Source organism: Sinorhizobium mexicanum (genome assembly GCF_013488225.1).
Lineage (GTDB): Bacteria > Pseudomonadota > Alphaproteobacteria > Rhizobiales > Rhizobiaceae > Sinorhizobium > Sinorhizobium mexicanum.
In genome coordinates this window covers 364,705-382,210 of the sequence record NZ_CP041241.1, presented here as the reverse complement: position 1 = coordinate 382,210, position 17,506 = coordinate 364,705, and the positions used below count along the sequence as shown (strand labels likewise).

Annotated in this window: 16 protein-coding genes and 1 pseudogene; 8 read left to right on the top strand and 9 right to left on the bottom strand. The window is 62.7% G+C overall.

Annotation, left to right across the window (positions count from 1 at the left end):
- Positions 1–9 precede the first annotated feature (9 nt).
- Positions 10–3,636: a FecR domain-containing protein gene (locus FKV68_RS25940; protein WP_180943394.1), complete on the top strand. Its 3,627-nt coding sequence runs from the start codon at positions 10–12 to the stop codon at positions 3,634–3,636.
- The gene (locus tag FKV68_RS25935; RefSeq protein WP_180943393.1) at positions 3,636–5,624 is read left to right on the top strand and encodes a CHASE2 domain-containing protein; all 1,989 of its coding nucleotides are present in this window, start codon (positions 3,636–3,638) and stop codon (positions 5,622–5,624) included. Before FKV68_RS25940 ends, FKV68_RS25935 begins: the two co-directional genes overlap by 1 nt.
- A 44-nt stretch (positions 5,625–5,668) precedes the next feature.
- On the opposite strand, the gene FKV68_RS33400 is transcribed toward FKV68_RS25935, so the two are convergent.
- Positions 5,669–5,995 (bottom strand): enoyl-CoA hydratase/isomerase family protein, encoded by a 327-nt coding sequence (locus tag FKV68_RS33400; protein WP_246452775.1) that lies wholly within the window; start codon positions 5,993–5,995, stop codon positions 5,669–5,671.
- Here FKV68_RS33400 and FKV68_RS25930 point away from each other — a divergent pair.
- The 3 genes and pseudogenes from FKV68_RS25930 to FKV68_RS25920 all read left to right on the top strand — a co-directional run.
- A pseudogene (locus FKV68_RS25930) lies at positions 5,957–6,073 on the top strand (aldehyde dehydrogenase family protein); the annotation flags it as partial. The gene FKV68_RS33400 and the pseudogene FKV68_RS25930 sit on opposite strands and share 39 nt — an antisense overlap.
- Before the next feature lie 47 nt (positions 6,074–6,120).
- Positions 6,121–6,264, top strand: coding sequence for a hypothetical protein (locus tag FKV68_RS25925; RefSeq protein ID WP_180943392.1), 144 nt, complete (start codon positions 6,121–6,123; stop codon positions 6,262–6,264).
- Between the two features lie 31 nt (positions 6,265–6,295).
- Positions 6,296–7,531 (top strand): MFS transporter, encoded by a 1,236-nt coding sequence (locus tag FKV68_RS25920; protein ID WP_180943391.1) that lies wholly within the window; start codon positions 6,296–6,298, stop codon positions 7,529–7,531.
- Here FKV68_RS25920 and FKV68_RS25915 read toward each other — a convergent pair.
- Positions 7,503–8,462, bottom strand: a complete 960-nt coding sequence (locus FKV68_RS25915) for a LysR substrate-binding domain-containing protein (RefSeq protein ID WP_180943390.1) — start codon at positions 8,460–8,462, stop codon at positions 7,503–7,505. The genes FKV68_RS25920 and FKV68_RS25915 overlap by 29 nt on opposite strands.
- 105 nt (positions 8,463–8,567) lie before the next feature.
- Here FKV68_RS25915 and FKV68_RS25910 point away from each other — a divergent pair, with 105 nt between their 5' ends.
- Complete coding sequence (locus FKV68_RS25910; protein WP_180943389.1) at positions 8,568–9,758, top strand: PLP-dependent transferase; 1,191 nt, start codon at positions 8,568–8,570, stop codon at positions 9,756–9,758.
- 123 nt (positions 9,759–9,881) lie between these two features.
- Here the strand turns inward: FKV68_RS25910 and FKV68_RS25905 are convergent, their stop codons facing one another.
- The 7 genes from FKV68_RS25905 to pcaD all read right to left on the bottom strand — a co-directional run bounded on the left by FKV68_RS25905 (position 9,882) and on the right by pcaD (position 15,767).
- Positions 9,882–11,246: an FAD/NAD(P)-binding protein gene (locus tag FKV68_RS25905; protein ID WP_180943388.1), complete on the bottom strand. Its 1,365-nt coding sequence runs from the start codon at positions 11,244–11,246 to the stop codon at positions 9,882–9,884.
- Between the two features lie 249 nt (positions 11,247–11,495).
- Entirely contained in the window at positions 11,496–11,681 is a 186-nt protein-coding gene (locus tag FKV68_RS25900; protein ID WP_180943387.1) for a hypothetical protein, read from the bottom strand.
- Positions 11,682–11,821: 140 nt separating this feature from the next.
- Positions 11,822–12,877 carry a 3-carboxy-cis,cis-muconate cycloisomerase gene (locus tag FKV68_RS25895; protein WP_180943386.1) on the bottom strand — a complete coding sequence of 352 codons (1,056 nt, stop codon included), beginning with the start codon at positions 12,875–12,877 and terminating at the stop codon, positions 11,822–11,824.
- Positions 12,878–13,170: 293 nt separating this feature from the next.
- Entirely contained in the window at positions 13,171–13,785 is a 615-nt protein-coding gene (gene pcaG, locus FKV68_RS25890; RefSeq protein WP_180943385.1) for a protocatechuate 3,4-dioxygenase subunit alpha, read from the bottom strand.
- 11 nt (positions 13,786–13,796) lie between these two features.
- Entirely contained in the window at positions 13,797–14,546 is a 750-nt protein-coding gene (gene pcaH / locus FKV68_RS25885) for a protocatechuate 3,4-dioxygenase subunit beta (protein ID WP_180943384.1), read from the bottom strand.
- Positions 14,547–14,560: 14 nt separating this feature from the next.
- Positions 14,561–14,965, bottom strand: coding sequence for a 4-carboxymuconolactone decarboxylase (gene pcaC, locus FKV68_RS25880; protein ID WP_180943383.1), 405 nt, complete (start codon positions 14,963–14,965; stop codon positions 14,561–14,563).
- Entirely contained in the window at positions 14,958–15,767 is an 810-nt protein-coding gene (gene pcaD, locus FKV68_RS25875) for a 3-oxoadipate enol-lactonase (RefSeq protein WP_180943382.1), read from the bottom strand. Before pcaD ends, pcaC begins: the two co-directional genes overlap by 8 nt.
- A gap of 92 nt (positions 15,768–15,859) precedes the next feature.
- Here pcaD and pcaQ point away from each other — a divergent pair, with 92 nt between their 5' ends.
- Together pcaQ and FKV68_RS25865 are read left to right on the top strand one after the other, a co-directional pair.
- On the top strand, positions 15,860–16,786 hold the full coding sequence (pcaQ, locus tag FKV68_RS25870) for a pca operon transcription factor PcaQ (protein WP_180943381.1): 927 nt from the start codon (positions 15,860–15,862) through the stop codon (positions 16,784–16,786).
- Between the two features lie 177 nt (positions 16,787–16,963).
- A complete protein-coding gene (locus FKV68_RS25865) occupies positions 16,964–17,500 on the top strand; it encodes a GNAT family N-acetyltransferase (RefSeq protein WP_246452755.1) in 537 nt (178 codons plus the stop codon).
- Positions 17,501–17,506: the final 6 nt, after the last annotated feature.

The following is a 17,506-nucleotide window of genomic DNA, read 5'->3' as shown; positions in this document are numbered from 1 at the left end:
GACTCGGCAATGAGGGGACGTTTATCGGGGGTCATGTTTGCCGCCACGGTGCTGTTTGCGCCGTGGCCGACGTTTGCCGAGCCAATTCCGCGCCAGGCGCCCGCGGCCGGATCCGTTATCGCCCGCAAAACCGGCGAGGAGGTGCGCTTCGTCGACGTCTCCAACTGGCGCGTCGTTGATCTCGCCCAGGATCTGCTCCCCGGCGACGTCTTGCGCACCAATGCGGTAGGCGCGCTCGCCGTCCTCTTCAGCGACCACACGCAGATCCGGCTCGGACGCAACACGGCCTTGCGCGTCAAACAGATCGGCGCGGGCGACTCCAGCCTGGAATTGCAGTCGGGCACGATCTGGGCCCGCGCCGAGCGTGGCGGTAAGGGCCTGGTGATCGACACGCCTGCCGCAACCGCGGCCATCCGCGGCACCGACTGGACGCTGACCGTCGGCGGCGATGGCAAGACCTCGCTGGTCGTTCTCGAGGGCGTTGTCGAACTCAGCAATGCCTATGGCAGCGTGACCGTGAAGCAGGGCGAAGGCGCCGTCGCGGCGATCGGCAGCGCGCCGACGAAGATCGTGATCATCACGCCGAAAGACCGCGAGCAGATGCTCTTCCATCTGTCGCTGCGCAACGCCTTCGTCTGGATGCCGGCGACACCGCTCAGCGTTCCGCAGATGCGGCGTGAGCGCGCGCGGATCGAGGCTGCGCCGGAGGCCTCGCGCTCGACCGAAGACTGGCTGGCGCTTGCCGAAATCTATCTGTCACTGAACGGCCGCCAGAAGGCCCAAGCCGCTCTTTCGGAGGCAACCAGGCGCGGTCTCTCCGGTTCGCAGGTTGCACGGGCCGACCTGATCAGGGCGTTGATCGCCGGCTCCTCGAACCAATATCAGGAGGCGGCTCGCCTGTTCTCGAAGGCCGAACGCGGCCTTGACCCTAGCCGGCGGACGATCGCTGCCTATGGCGGCTATTTCGCGCGCGGGCTTGCCGACCCCAATCGCGTCGAGCAACCGCCGCGCAATGCGAGCGGCCGCTATGCCGGCATGGCGCAGGCCTGGACCGCAGGTTTCCGGGAAGACATCCCCGCGGCAATCGAGGTGATAAAAAGAGCCGAGCAGAAATATCCGGACGATCCGACATTGCCGGCAGCGCGCGCGCAACTCGCCATGTTGCTCGATGATCGCGACGAGCTGCGCGACGGCGTCGAACGGGCGCTTGCCATCGATCCGAACGATCCGACGGCACTCGAGGCCCGCGCCCACTATCGCTATCATATCGACAACGATCTCGACGGCGCGCTTGCCGATCTAAACAAGGCGCTGGAGACTGCCCCGGGCTCCTCGTCCATCTGGAATTCGCTTGGTCTGGTCCAGGGTGTGCGCGGCGACAACCGGGCCGCAGAGGCCGCTTTCAAGCAAGCGATCGCGCTCGACCCGCTGGATCCCGTTGCACACGCGAACCTCGCCGTCCAGTATCTTGACGAAACGCGGATGGCCGAGGCAAAGCGAGAGCTCGACACCGCCCTTGCCGTTGATCCTTCTTTCGATATCGCTCTGGTGGCGCGCGGCCGCTATCACCTGCAGAACGGCGACGTAGACAAGGCCGTCGAGGATCTGCTTGCGGGCTCCACCGCCAATCCTGCCTATTCCAATGCGCAGCTCCTGCTTGCTGCCGCACACTACGAAAAAGGTGACCGTATCCCGGCAGCCCAGGCACTCGACAATGCCGACCGGCTCGATCCGAATGATCCCGTCGTGGCAACAGTGCGCACCGCCCTTGCCATCGACGCCTATGACGCCGACGGTGCCATTCGCAATGCCCAGGAAGCGATGCGCCGCACCCGCGCCAAAGGCGGCGACACGGCGGCGCTCGGCGCCAACCAGGAGCAGGGCTCGACGCTCAACGACGCCTTCCGCCTGCAGGGGCTCGATGCCTGGGGCCAATATTACGGCGATGCTGTTTTCGATCCCTTCACCGGCGCGAGCTATGTCGACCAGGCGGTGCGCGGCAGCGTCAATCCGTTCTTCAACACGTTCGATTTTGCCGCCAACGCGATCACGAACACGGTCAACCCGGGCAGCTTCTCCGCGCTGATCCAGGGGCTGCTGATCGAACCGCATATGCTCGCCAGCCGCGAACGGACGGTCAATTTGCTGCGCTCGCCCTTCTTCGAAACGGAGTTGGGTGGCGGCTTCACCGCCAACGAAGATGATACCGGATGGATCGGAGAAGCTGCGGTACGAGGATTTACCGTATCCCCGTTTCCGATCAGCGTCTTTGGCACGTTCCAGTGGGAGGAGCCGAGGGATACGATAGATCAAGGTCACGGGCTCCAGATGGAGCGTGAGTTGCGCGTGATCGGCGGCAATGGCTACATTACCGCGACGCCATCTCCCGACGACAGAATCATCGCGTTCCTGAATATGGCCGAGGTAGACGAAAGCCGGAGTATTTTTGACATTCCGGACCCGACGTTGTTCCCTCCTCTGATCGTCCCTCGTGACTCACTGGACGATGACAGCGCCTCGAGCGTGACCTCCGGTGTCGCGTGGAGCCACACATTTGGATATGAAAATGTCGCCAACGCTGCATTCTTCTTCAGCGACAAGGAGATCGTTAACACCTCGCGAGCGGTTCTCTCCGACATCCCGCTCCCCGATCTTGCACAACTGAGGAGCGAGCAGGACGAAACAAGCTATATCGGGGCGTTGAGCCATCTTTACGGCGCTGGCGATCTGACCTGGCGATACGGCATCGAAGCCGGTGCCGTAAGGTCTTCAAACAAATTCGATTTTTTCGGTCTTCTTGTACCTTCGACATCCACGTCTTCTTCATCAACCCAAGCGCTGGCCAAAGCCTATGTCGATGGCCTCTATGAAATTACTCCTGATCTGAAAATCGAAGGGGCGCTGTTTGCCCGCTATATAGAGGACGTGAATAACGACAACATCCGTCTCGAGCCCAAGCTCGGTGTCGCGTGGGCGCCGTTCGAGGGACACTGGCTGCGCGCAGCCATCCAGCGCGAAGGCTACAATTTCGGCGCGGCCACGCTCGCACCGATCGGCATCGTCGGACTTCAGCCCAACCAGTTCCTCATTGGCGCCGACGGGTATGCTGACACATTGGCCCTCCGCTGGGATGCCGAATGGAACGACTGGCTCTTCACGGCGGTTGACTACCAGCATCAGGAAATCCGTGACGGCTCGATTGATCTCCCATTCTCGATAGTGGACTTCGATTTCGACAAGGCCAGAGTCGATCGCGTGGCATTGACAGGCAATATCGCACTCGGCCACGGGTTCGGCCTGTCGGCTACAGTGGCCCGCACGGAAAGCGACGACCTCTCGACGGGTGGCGACCTTCCGTTCCTGCCGGAAAACTCGGGCCAGATGGCGCTGACGTGGGTCAACACCGCGAACATCAAGACGACGGTGGCGGCAAATTATGTGGGCGAGCGCGTCGACGGTGTCGCGACGCTCGACGACTTCTGGACGCTCGACGCCTCACTCCTATGGGAGCCCTTCGACAAGCGGTTCGAGATGGAACTCGCCGGGTTCAATCTGCTCGACGAGGAGTTCGAGGTGCGCGACGGTCTTCCCGGCTGGGGGCCCACGGTCAAGGGCACTGTCAAAGTGCGGTTCTGATGAACGCCCCCGCTCCAGCGCTCGTTCCGCAACGCTTTTCAGCGGCAGTCGAACGAATTCGCCGCTCCACGCGGCGGATGAAGCTTGCCGTCTTGACTGCTTTCGTCGCCGCCCTCGTCTCGCTTGTCTCGCTGACGGGCAGCTGGTCGCTCGTCGATCTGCGCGCCTATGATTATCTCTCGATCATCGCCCGCCCGCCGCTCCCGGAAGATGGCCCGATCATTGTCGCGATCGACGAGCCGTCGATGTCGGAAATCGGCAGCCAATGGCCCTGGCCGCGTGCCCTGCACGCGCGCCTGATCGAATCGCTGAGGCGCGCCGGCGCGCGGGCGATTGCCCTCGACGTCATCTTCGCCGAGCCGGCCGCCGCCCCAGAAAACGATGCGGCACTGGCCGCGGTCCTCAGGCCCGACATCGTGCTTGCCGGCGACCAGTCGGTGATCGAGACACCGCAGGCCGACCAGTACGTCCGCACCGAACCGCTGCCGCTTTTCACGGAGACGGGCGCGAAAGTGGGCATCGCCTCGGTCAATCTCAGCGGCGACGGTACGCTCAGGCAGATGCCGCCCTATGCGGACGGCTTCGCGCTGACGCTCGCAACCGTCGCTGGAGCAGACCCGGCACCGCCGCCGACGGGAGCCCTGATCCAGACCTTCGGCCCGGCGCGCACCTATCCGACCGTTTCCTATTACCAGGCGCTCGATCCCAAAAATTTCCTGCCGGAGGGCATCTTTCGTGATCGCGTCGTCATCGTCGGCCTGAGTCTGCAGAATGCACCGTCGCTCGCGGCCGGCGGAGTCGATGCCTTTGCCATCTCCGACACGGTGTTTTCGCGCGGGCTCGTCGCCGGCGCCGAAGTCCAGGCGACGATCTACGACAATCTCGTGCACCGGCTGTTCATCAAGCGGGCGGGGGCGACGATCGCCATACCGGCGATCGTCCTTGCCGCCTTGGCCGCGGCTCTGGCAGTCTCCAAATCGACAAGCTGGAGGACACTCGGCTACGGCGCCGCTGCCCTCACCCTGATCTTCCTGGCAAGCTATGCCCTGATGCGTCTCGGCCACGTCTTCGTCTCGCCGCTCGGCCCCGGACTGGCTTTCTTCGGCGTTGCGGTCGGACAGGCGGGTCTCGACTATGCCGAGGAGCGCAGACAGCGACGCGAAATCACGCGTGCCTTTTCACAGTATCTCTCGCCCGCGCTCGTCGAACGGCTGGCCCAGGATCCTTCGCAGCTGAAGCTCGGCGGCGAGAGGCGCACGCTCACGATCCTCTTCTGTGACGTTCGCGGCTTCACGACGATCTCGGAGGACATGAGGGACGATCCGGAGGGACTGACGACGCTCATCAACCGGCTGCTGACGCCGCTTTCGGAGGCCGTGCTCAACCGGGGCGGCACGATCGACAAGTATATCGGCGACTGCCTGATGGCCTTCTGGAACGCCCCGCTCGATGATCCGGACCACGCCGTCCACGCCGTTCAGGCGGCGCGCGACATGCTCACCGCCCTCGGAAACCTCAACGCGGAACTGGAAGCCGAAGCAACGGCGGCAGGACGTCTGCCGAAGACCTTGCGCATCGGCATCGGCATCAATACGGGCGAATGCGTCGTCGGGAACATGGGGTCCGCCCGCCGCTTCGACTATTCGGCACTTGGCGACGCGGTCAATCTCGCCTCGCGCCTCGAGGGAGCGTCGAAGGACTACGGCATCTCGCTGCTGCTCGGCGAGCGGACGGCGAAGCTTGCGGCAGCGAGATTTCCGACCGCCGAAATCGACCGGATCAGCGTCAAGGGCCGAAGCGAGGTCTCACCGGTATTCACGGTCGCTGATGGCGCCAGCGAGGCCGCGCTCCAACAGCATCACCATTTTCTCGAAGCGAAGTATCGCGGCGCGGTTGCCGCCGATGACCCGCTGTTCGATCAGCTCAAGACAGAACTGCCGTCGCTTGAGCGTTACTACGACCGTGAGCGGGAACGGCTTCTGAGTTGACGCGACCCGCCGACACCGAGGCGACGTCCGGCAGGCTGCGACGTTCAACGCCCGACGTAAACGGGCTTTCTCTTCTCACGGAATGCGATCCGTTCTTCGCGCCGATCCTCGCTGTCCCGAAGGACGCCCCAAGCCAGTTCCGAGAGCCGGAAGGCCTGTGCCGTCTTCATGTCGGCCGCCTCAGTGGCGAGCATCTTTACCAGTTGAACTGCCAGCGGACCGTTGCTGGCGATCGTCGCCGCCACTTTCGCAACGGCTGCCTCCAGTTCATCCTCCGGAGCGATCTCTGTTACCAGGCCGATGTCGTAAGCGCGCGCCGCATCGATCCTTTCGGCGGCTTCGTGCAGACCCCCTGCGGCGGGTTCAAGCACAGCGGCTATGGACGCGAGCAAGGAACCGACGCGCTTTCACACTACACTCAGCTCAAATCCGTGATCATTCGCCTTTGACGCCTAATGCATGGTTCCTTAAATCGTGGCGATCCAACGAGGGAAACATGCGGAAATTCAGAGCGCTGCAGCGTCCCTTGCGCGTCTGGAGAGAGCGCCCGGCGCTGTGGGGCCGCAACACAAATGCCGGCCCTCCTCATGGTGCGGCCGGCCAGAATATCATTGTCCTCGACAGCAAACCCGTGCTTTGAGCGGGAACTGCCCCTGGACAGAGGATGAGCAATGGAGAACGACGACCTCATTCAGATCGGAACGGCGGAGTACAAACGCCTCGCCACCGCGATGGTCATGGCTGGTTTCGCGACCTTCTCGCTTTTGTACAGCGTCCAGCCGCTTCTACCGGAGTTTTCCTCGACGTTCGGGATCTCGCCCGAGAATTCGAGCCTTGCAGTTTCGCTGGCGACCGGTCCGATGGCGATCGGGATTCTGGCTGCCGGCTGGCTCTCGGACCGGATCGGGCGTCGGACATTGATGATCTATTCGCTGATCTCCGCCGCACTCTTCGGAACCATGGCGGCGGTTGCACCGACGTGGGAAAGCCTGCTCCTGCTGCGCTGTCTGTCCGGGATCGCGCTCGCAGGCGTGCCTGCGGTTGCGATGACCTACATTGCCCAAGAGGTGGAGCCTGCCACCATCGGTCCCGCCATGGGGCTCTACATCGCGGGTTCGGCGTTCGGAGGGATGATTGGCCGGCTTGGCGCGGCGGTCGCCACCGAGTGGCTCGGCTGGCGGTGGGCGATTGCCTCGATAGGTCTCTTCAGCGCGGCAGCCGCGATCGTCTTTTGTGTCAGCGCCCCCCCATCGCGCGCATTTCAGCCGCAACGCCATTCCCTTCGGAGCTTCCTCGGCGGTTATGCAAGCGTGCTTCGCGACCGGGTTCTGCTGATGCTCTATGGCACCGGCTTCCTCATGATGGGAGCCTTCGTCACGATCTACAACTACGCACCGTATCGGCTGGCTGTCGAACCCTATGCTCTCAGCCATGCCGAGATCGGCGCGATCTTCTTGCTCTATATGCTCGGATCGGCAAGTTCCGCCTGGTTCGGGAAGCTGGCGGGCCGGATCGGCGTGCGCCCGACTTTCTGGCGACCCGTCGTCGTTCTCCTGATCGGCCTGCTGATGACTGCGCCCTCTCCGCTCTGGCTCATCGTTTCAGCGATTGGCATTGTCACCATGGGGTTTTTCGGGGCGCATACCGTCGCGTCGAGCTGGGTCAGCAGAAGAGCCTTCGACAATCGCGGCTATGCAAGCGCCCTTTGTCTCTTCGGTTACTACGCCGGTTCGAGCCTGCTTGGTTCTGCGGGTGGAGTGATGTGGAGCGAGTGGGGCTGGGAGGGCGTCACGGCTTTTACCGCCGGGCTTTGCATAACGGTCCTGGCGATTGCGTTCATCATCGCCCGCGCACCACCACTCGCAAATCCGCGGCAGCCTAAGACTGGCCAGCGATTGCCGGGCTAGTCTCGTCAGTCAATGGAGGGCGGTCAGCCCCTGTCGAACTTGCCGAGTGTCTGGTGTTCCTGACGTCCAGCAAAGCCGCGACGAAGGCCCGAACCAGGCTCGCCTTCTGCATGTCCGGCCGGAATAGAAGATAGCTTTTGAAGTAGACCGCCGGCTCGAAGGGACGGAAAATAAGCCCCCTTTCGGCAAAACCGTCGATTGCGAGTGGGTTGACTATTCCGACGCCAACCCCCTCGAGGGCAAGCGCGCAAGCGGTGATCGCGAACGGGGTTTCGATGACGAGATTTGGCCGCACGCCTGCTTCCGCGCACAAGCGATCGAACTGGAGGCGCGCCCTGTCCTCCGGCGAAAGCGCGACGTAATCGACGCCGTCGAAGTCTTGCGGTCCTATCACGCTCTTGACGGCGAGCGGGTGGCCCGCCGGCATGGCGCAAAGCGCCGGAAAGCTGCCGAATACCTGATGCCCGACACCGGAAAGGTCGACCTCGTCCGCAGCGAGCCCGAGGTCGAATTCCCCGTCCACCACATGGTTGCGGACGGCTGCGGATGTCATGATGCTGAGGGTCACGATCGCCGAGGGGTGCGTTTCGCGGAATTTGCGGACGGCCCGCGGCACGATGGTCGAACCCGCTGCGGCGAGGCTTGCGACGCGGATGTGCCCGGAGCCGAAATCGCGGATGCGGGCGGCCGAAGATCGCAGCCGATCAAGTCCGCGGAAGCTGGCCTCCACGTCGCGATAGAAAATCTGCCCCTCGGGCGTGGGTACCAGCCTGCCTTTCACACGGTCGAAGAGGGCGAAACCGGTGGACGTTTCGAGTTCCGCGATGAGGCGACTGACGGCCGGCTGGGTGATCCCCATCAGTTCGGCACCCGCAGATACCGTGCCGGTGATGATGACAGCGCGAAACGCTTCGATCTGGCGGAAGTTCACGGTCTTGTCCCATAAGGTTTTGGCATGGACTTAGGCATGTTCGTCAATTGTCCTTCTAGGATCTGCATGTCAAGACTTGTCTCGAAAGCTGAACGAGGACATGACATGCGCGACAAGACGCTCTGCGTAAAACGGCCACAGGTCTCCCACGAAGGCTTCGCAAGCCTGGCGATCCCGACATACCGGGCATCCACGATCGTGTTCGACAGTGCCGAAGCCTACGCCAACCGGAAATACCGCGGACCGGACGGCTATACTTACGGCCTGCACGGCACACCGACGTCCCGGACGCTGGAAGCGTCGCTCAGCCAACTCGAACAGGGCCTCCGCACGGTGCTCGTTCCATCGGGACAGGCGGCGATCACCATCGTCTTCCTCTCCGTCCTGATGCCGGGTGACACCGTTCTGATCCCTGACACCGCCTATCCGCCCGTCGCTGATTTTTGCGAGCACCACCTCAAGCCGCGCGGGATCAATCACCGCATCTACGACCCGATGATTGGCGCAGGCATCATCGATCTCATCGACGACAGCGTCCGGCTCGTCTGGACCGAGTCCCCGGGCTCCACGACGATGGAGGTGCAGGACATTCCGGCGATCGTGGCCGCAGCCAAGGCGCGCGGTGTGCTGACCGGCTGCGATAATACCTGGGCGACGCCCTTATATTTCAAGCCTTTGGTGCACGGCATCGATTTTTCGTCACAGGCGCTGACGAAATATGTGGGCGGCCACTCCGACTTGCTGATGGGATCGATCTCCGTGAAGGACGTCGACCTCCATCGGCGGCTCAAGGACACGACGCGCATGATCGGAATCGGCGTCTCTCCCGACGATTGCGCGCTGGCGCTGCGCGGCCTGGAAACGATGGGCGTGCGCCTTGCCCATTCCGGCCGGGTGGCTACAGATTTCGCCAAGCGCATCGCGTCGCGTGTCCCGGCGAATCTCGTGCTTCACCCTGCACTGCCGGATTGCCCGGGCCACGAATACTGGCAGCGGGATTTCGCGGGCTCGAGCGGTGTCTTCAGCGTCATCATCCCGCCTTACGCGGAAGACGCGCTCCCCGGCCATCTCACCGCGGCCAAGACCTTCTCCATCGGAGCCTCCTGGGGCGGCACCCACAGCCTGCTTGCTCCCATGACCGTCACGCGCGCGACCGACGGAAACGCCCACCCAGGCACCATCCTTCGCATCAGCATCGGCCTGGAAGACGAAGGAGACCTCTGGACCGATCTCGAGCCGATCGTCGAAGCGATCGCGGAACGCCCCCGCAATGCCGAAGACCGCATGGAAACCTGACAACAACGATAAAAGGGGATCAAGCACTTCGACGAACCGACGTCGGCGCTCAACCCCGATCGTAAAAGGACGCGCTCAGCGGTATCATGCATTGACGCCTGGATACGACGCGTGCCGGTCGCATCACCCCCGCAACGTGGCAGCGATCGCACTTGCCGCACGTTGCGCCTGGACGCGGATATCCGGAACCGCGGTGATTTCCCAGAACTGGCCCGCCGTCAAAGCGCCGACCGCGTAAAGCCCAGGCTGTGGCTCTTTCTGCTGATCAAGCACGCGGGAGCCCTGGTCGACAGAAAGGCCTAGTCCGAGCTCGTCGGGGCTGATCAGCCCCTGCCGCTGCATCTTGCGAAGCAGCGGCGAGTGCGCGACGCCGGCCCGCTCCATGCCGGTGCAGTTGACGATCCAATCCGCATTGAAGGATCGGGGCCGGTGGCTTTGCCTTTCCAGGTAGGAGACCAATGCACCGCGAGGCCCTTCCTCAATCGCCTCCAGAAAACCGGCGTGGACGGTAACGATGCCATCTCTTTTCAAGGGCTCGAAACGCGAAGATATTTCCGGGGCGATCCGATGGCGGTGGACGTTCCACCACGCCAGGCCGTGGCGCAGGAACCGCGCACGTTGCTCCTTCGTCAATTCCTGCCACAGCTTTTGCGTCACGGGTCTCAGGCCGTCCATCAGACCGCGCCAATCGGCACCGTCGCGAACCTGCTTGCGAAAGCGTGCAAGCAGGACGCTGATCTCTCGCGAACGTCCGAGCTCCGGCTCGACGGCCGCCGCCCGGCGGTCGGCCGGCGGGTGCGCCTGCGGAAGAAGGCCACGGCGCGACAGCACACGGATACGTCCCCGATGGCCGTGAACCCGCAAGGCAAGCACCTGATCGACCATCGTCAATCCGGATCCGAGAATACAGATCGTGTCGCTCGGGCCGACCCTCGAGAGCCAGCTCAGCCGCCAAGGATTGCGCACGATGCGACTTTCAGCGGCGGCGTCGACTTTCCCAGAGGCGAGCGGCAGATCGGCATTGCCGATGCCGAGACAGAGCACAACGTTTCTCGCGCTGAGTTCGGCGCCGTTGTCGAGATGAAAGACAAGTCCTGCCTCGCTACAATGAATGCAGTCAGTCGCCTTTGCCTTGACGAAATCAACCTTCGCGCGCCGCTCGTGATCGCGCAACAACGATGCAAGCCGGTCGCGCAAGTAGAGGCCATAGTCTCCGCGTGAGGCGAAACCATCCGCCGAAACCTGCCGCATATGCTCCTGAAGCCATTCGACAAAATCGTCCGGCCTCTCGGGAAAGACGCTCATGCGGCCGGCAGGAACATTCAAGCGATGGACGTAAAATTCCGTCCGATAGGCAGTGCCCCTTCCAAACCCGGGGTCATCGCCGACGATCGCAATCGACGTGGGGGCTGGCAGCAGCCGGAGCAGGTTGATCGTCACCGCGATCGCTGAAAATCCAGAGCCGACAACAGCGACATCGTAAAGCAACCGCGTCTCCCTGATCGGTTGTCCCTTGTCAGTATCGGAAATGCGTAACGTATCCGCCAAGACCGACCGAAGTCCCTGCTAAAAACGCTCATCATGGACAATGGTTTCGCGGCTTGATGATTATTTCTACAGAAATTATCAATCTTATGGAAGGCTGTTAGCTCACCTCGCCACTTGGCGCACGGCTGCGCCTTAATTAGGTGACTGCAGCGTGGACCGCAGCAGATATCGGGCCGGTGCTATGATCGCTCAGGAGACGGTGGCTGGCATCGGAATGCGTGCGATTTCGCTGCCAAGCATCCGGTTGCCCCGAAGCTCCATGAATTCAAGCAGAGAGAAGTCGTCCGAGCCCGGACCGCGCGGGTTCAAGAGGAGTTCGGCGATGGGCACTGCATCTTCATAGCCCATGCGGCGGTCGCGATCTTTCGTGCCCAATTGACGGTCTCCGATTTTCTTGCGACCGTGTTACGCCGACGCATCCCGCTCCTCTTTGTGCCGCCGCAAGCAAGACCCCGGAAACGGTGCAACGTCCCAAGCCTAGATCGAGAAGATGCCGCCGACAGGCGAGCAGCGGTTCACGCCCCGCCCAGGCGCCTGATATTGCCCGCCAGTTCCGCCGCAAGCCTGGTGGCAGCCGCCGTCGCACCGGCCATCTGCGGGAGGATCAACCATTCGAGCGTCCAGGCTGAACCGGAGCGTTCCTGCTCATGAACGAGCGCCTGATGCACGCCCGCAAGCTGGGTCGCATTGAACCGCGCCAAGGTGACAAGCACTTCGGCTGCAACCGGATTCTGCTTGTGCGGCATGGCGGACGAGCCGCCGCCGCCGGCAAGCACGATCTCCTCCCCGTTTTGCGCCATCAGGGCCACATCCTGGCCGAACTTGCCAAGACTGCCCGTGATCAGCGACAGCAGATTGGCGAAATCCGCCACCGCCGAGCGCTGGCTGTGCCACTGCGGGCAGTCGACCAGCGCAAGCTCCTCGGCGAGCGTCTCGCGAACGGCGTCGGCCTTGTCCTCGAGCTTGTCGAGCGTGCCGGCGGCGCCGCCAAACTGCACGGCGAACAGGTCACGGTCCATGGCTTCGAGGCGGTCCTGGTGGTCGAGAAGCGGCTCGATCCATGTGTGCAGGCGATCCGAAACCGTGACCGGGATCGCCGCCTGCATGCGCGTACGTCCCATGAGGGGACGAAATCCCCATTGCCGGTCGCATTCTTCAAGGACGGCGACGACGTCGCGGAGACGGCAGCTGAAGAGTTCGGCGATCGCCTTCAGCCGCAGCATCAGGCTGGTGTCGATAACGTCCTGGCTGGTAGCTCCGAAATGCACGTGGTTTGCAGCCTCGCCTCCGACTGCTGCGCGCAACTGCCGGACCAGCTCAGGAACGACGACGCCGTCTGCCGCCGTCGCGCGGCGCAGCGCGACGACGTCCGGGGAAAAGGCGCGACAGGCTTCGGTGATGCGGTCGGCCGCGGAACGCGGAATGATCCCGTGTTCGGCCTCGGCCCGCGCGAGCGCCGCCTCGAAGGCAAGCATGGCGCGGATATCGGCCGCAGCGGAAAACTCCGCCGCCACCGCCTCGTCCCCAAGAAGACCAGAGAGATAGGGATGATCAAAGGCCGAGTAGGTCATTCCACATCTCCAGGATCCCGTGTTCCCGCACTACAGCGCCGCACGTCATATTGACTTAAAGCGCAAAAGGACGCTGTAGCACTTTGCTGCATGTTTTTATCCTTAAATCCGCGACCATTGAAGGAAACATGCAGGAGGCGTAAACAGCGGCGTCAAAGGCACGAAACAACGCGGGCTAGACCGCCGTGCGTACAAGTGCCCAAAGGACGCTCTAGCACTTTGATTCCAGAGCATCTTATCCGCTTTCAGTGGTTCGACTTGCCAGCGGGATGCTCTAGGATGCCACGCGATGATCATATGTCCAGGAAGACCGTTTCCTTCTCGCCCTGGAGATGAATGTCGAATGTATAACTAGGCGCCGCGCCCGCGGCGACAAGCGTCTCGGCGCGATGACGATGCTCGATTCGGGCAAGCAGCGGATCTTCGGCGTTCGCCACCGTCTCGTCCGGGAAATACATCCGGGTGTGAAGGCCGATATTGATGCCGCGTGCAACGATCCAGAAGGTGATGTGCGGTGCCATCAACCGACCGTCCTTGAACGGCACCCGGTCCGGCTTGATGGTCTCGAAGGTGAAGACGCCGTCCTCGGCGCTGGTCGGGCACCGGCCCCAGCCGGCAAAATTCGGGTCTGCCGTACCGCGCATTTCCGCGGGCGAATTGTAAAGGCCGCCGGAATCCGCCTGCCAGATCTCGATGAGCGCATCCTTGAGCGCCATCCCGGCCCCATCGATCACGCGGCCCCTGACGGTAATTCGCTGCCCGCGCGTCTTGTCGTTAATCATCGAGGTGCCGAGATCGGACTTGTAGACGCCGGGAATGCCGCAGAAATTCGGCGTCAGGCCGATATGGACGTAGGGCCCGGCGGTCTGCGAGGCAGTTTCCTTGAGATAACCAAGATCCTGAACCATCGGTTGCTCCCTCAGTTGCCTTCCGGCCGGTTTTCGAAGAACGTCGAGCGGCGTCCGCGCAGCACGATGTCGAACTTATAGGCGCGGGCGTCCATCGGGATCGTGTTGGCCCAGTCGAGGGGCGCGATCAGTTGCTCGATTGCCCGGCGATCGGGGATGGTGTTGACGATCGGACATTTCCAGATCATCGGATCGCCCTCGAAATACATCTGGGTGATCAGCCGCTGGGCGAAACCATGCCCGAAAACCGAGAAATGGATATGGGCCGGCCGCCAGTCGTTGACGCCGTTCGGCCAGGGGTAGGGTCCGGGCTTGATCGTCCGGAAGAAATAATAGCCTTCGTCGTCTGTGATCGTCCGGCCGCAGCCGCCGAAATTCGGGTCGAGAGCTGCGAGATAGGTTTCCTTCTTGTGCCGATAGCGCCCGCCGGCGTTCGCTTGCCAGAATTCGAGCAAGGCACCCGGCACCGGACGGCCGCGCTCGTCGAGCACCCGGCCATGCACGATGATGCGCTCGCCGATCGCGCTCTCGCCGGGTTTGGCGAAGTTGTGGATCAGGTCGTTGTCGAGCTCGCCAAGCATCGAATGGCCGAAGACAGGGCCGGTGATCTCGGAGATCGTGCCGTCGAGCGAAAGCAGTGCCTTTTGCGGTGAGCGCAGGACGGAGGTCTTGTAGCCGGGGGTAAAGGCCGGCGCGTGCCAGTCACGATCACGCTGAAAAAAGGCGCCCGTTTCGGGCTTGTGGTTCCGTCGATCCGACATTGTCGTTGCTCCTCTCAAGCCGCCCTGCCGGCATCCATCTCAGCCAAGACCTCCTTGGCGATCTTGATCGCGTGGTTCGCCGCCGGCACCCCGGCATAGATCGCGACGTGCAGCAGCGCCTCGCAGATATCCTCGCGGCTCGCACCGGTATTGGCCGTGGCGCGGACATGCATTGCCACTTCCTCGTCCTGGCCGAGCGCGGCCAGCAGCGCAATGGTGACGATCGAGCGCTCTCGCTTTGTCCAATTCGGGCGCGACCAGACATGGCCCCAGGCAGCTTCGGTGATCAGTTCCTGGAAGGGCTGGTCGAAATCGGTCGATGCCGATTGCGCGCGGTTGACATGATTATCACCGAGAACGGCACGGCGCGTCGCCATGCCCTCTCGATAGCGCTTCGACAGCGCTGTGGCGTCACTCATCTTTGTCTCCATGCATGACGAGTTCGAAGAATGGCCGGAGGATCGCGGTCAGGATCTCCGGCTGTTCAACGCAGGGGATATGACCAGCTTCGCGGATCACCTCGTAGCGTGCGCCGGGGATAAGCCTAGCCGTCGAGCGCACGAGGTCCGGCGGCGTCGAACCGTCGTCCTCTCCGACGACGCACAGCACGGGAACGGCAATCTTCTTGGCCGCCTCCGTGAAATCGGCGTCGCGAACGGCAGCGCAAGTACCAATGTAGCCCGCCACCGGCTGCCGGATCAGCATGTTGCGATAGCCGGTGAAAGCGACATTCTCCGGCCGCCGGAAAGCCGGCGTGAACCAGCGCTCGAGTATGGCGTCGGCGACCGCCTCGATACCGTCGGCCTCGATCGCGGCGATGCGCGCGTTCCACATCTCCGCCGTGCCGATCTTGTGCGCCGTGTCCGAAAGCACCAGCGCACGCACCAGATCCGGGCGGCGCTGATAAAGCGATTGCGCGATCAGGCCGCCGACGGAAAGCCCGCAGATGATCGCGCCGCGGACGGAAAGCAGGTCGAGCAGGGCAGCGAGGTCGGTCGCATGATCCTCGATCGAACAGGGGACCGGGCCGACATCGGAAAGGCCATGGCCTCGCTTGTCGTAAAGAACGATCGCGAATTCGCCGGCAAGCCGCACGACGACGTCGCGCCAGATGCGGAAATCGGTGCCTAGCGAATTGGCGAAGACAAGGACGGGCTTTTCCCCCGTCGCTCCAATGACCTGGTAATGAATTGTTATGTCGTTGATACGGGCGAATTGCACAACAGATCTCCTCCGTCATCAATAGGATGTTTGATCTGGTTAGGTGAAATGATATTTTATGGCTTTCCATTAACTGCTGGGTTATGGATCTCATGAACGACGCTCGTATCAAGTTTCGCCATCTGCAGACGTTTGTCGAGGTCGCACGCCAGAAGAGCGTGATGAAAGCGGCCGAACTCCTGCATGTCAGCCAGCCGGCCGTTACCAAGACGATCCGGGAACTGGAGGAGGTGCTGGGCGTTGCCGTGTTCGAGCGCGAGGGGCGCGGCATCAGGATTACCCGCTACGGCGAGGTTTTCTTCCGTCACGCCGGCGCGGCGCTGACAGCGCTCCGGCAAGGCCTCGACTCGGTCTCGCAGGAACGCTCCGGCGACGGCCCGGCCATCCGGATCGGCGCGCTTCCAACCGTTTCGACGCGCATCATGCCGCGCGCGATGGCGCTCTTTCTCGAGGAGGAAACCGGCGCCCGCATCAAGATCGTTACCGGCGAAAATGCGGTGCTCCTGGAGCAGTTGCGGGTCGGTGACCTTGATCTCGTCGTCGGCAGGCTGGCCGCGCCCGACAAGATGACCGGCTTTTCCTTCGAGCACCTCTATTCCGAACAGGTGGTCTTTGCTGTGCGCATCGGCCACCCGCTGCTCTCCGGCAAGCAGTCGATTTTCGCCCATCTTGGGGACTATCCGGTGCTGATGCCCACCCGCGCGTCGATCATTCGCCCCTTCGTCGAACGCCTGCTGATCGCCAACGGCATCGCCAGCCTGCCGAACCAGATCGAGACGGTCTCCGCTGCCTTCGGTCGCGCGTTCGTGCGTTTGAGCGATGCGATCTGGATCATCTCGACCGGCGTCGTCGCGACGGATATCGACGACGGCGTGCTGGCGACGCTGCCGATCGACACCAGCGAGACCAAGGGGCCCGTCGGCCTCACCGTGCGCACCGACGCGATCCCTTCCTTGCCGCTCTCAATCCTGATGCAGACGATCCGCGAGGCGGCCGGGATGGTGACGCCGAAGGGCTGAACGCTGGGCTACACCGCCGCGCGTCTTCTCAGACGCGCTGCAGCACTTTGAATTGCTGCATGTTTTATCCTTCAATACGACTACGATTTAAGGAAACATGCAGTAGGAAAAGCGGCGCTTTACATTCGCGGATCGATACCGAGAATGGCGAACCCAACGTTTTCAGCGCCGACTATCGTGACCAAAACAGAACTGCAGATCGAAAATTTCGCGGAGGACCATGCCCGGGAGCTGCCGACCTGGTTCCCGACGCTGCGATCGCTCATTCAATGGGGCGGTCCGGATGTCCGCTTTCCGCTCGACAAGGACCAGATCGAGGCGATGGTGGCTGAGACGACCGGGCGGCAGCCGAAGCGCTGGATCTTTTCCGCTCTGGTGCGAGGAGTCGTCGCTGGCCACGCGCAGGTCGCCCTCGACTGGCAAAACGGCGTCGCCCGGCTCAGCCGCGTCGCCATCAATCCCTCGTTTCGCGGCCAAGGACTCGCACTCCCCTTCTTGACGCTCGTCGTTCGGCGTGTCTTTGCAGTTGCTGCTTTCGAGCGGCTGGAACTCAACGTCTACACGTTTAACGCGGCAGCAATCCGCACCTATCGCGGTCTCGGCTTTATCGAAGAAGGCATCCGGCGCTCGTCGGTGAAAGTCGGCGACGAGCGTTGGGACACGGCAATTTACGGCCTGCTGCGCAGCGATCTTCCCAAGGGGCATGTTCGATAACCAGTG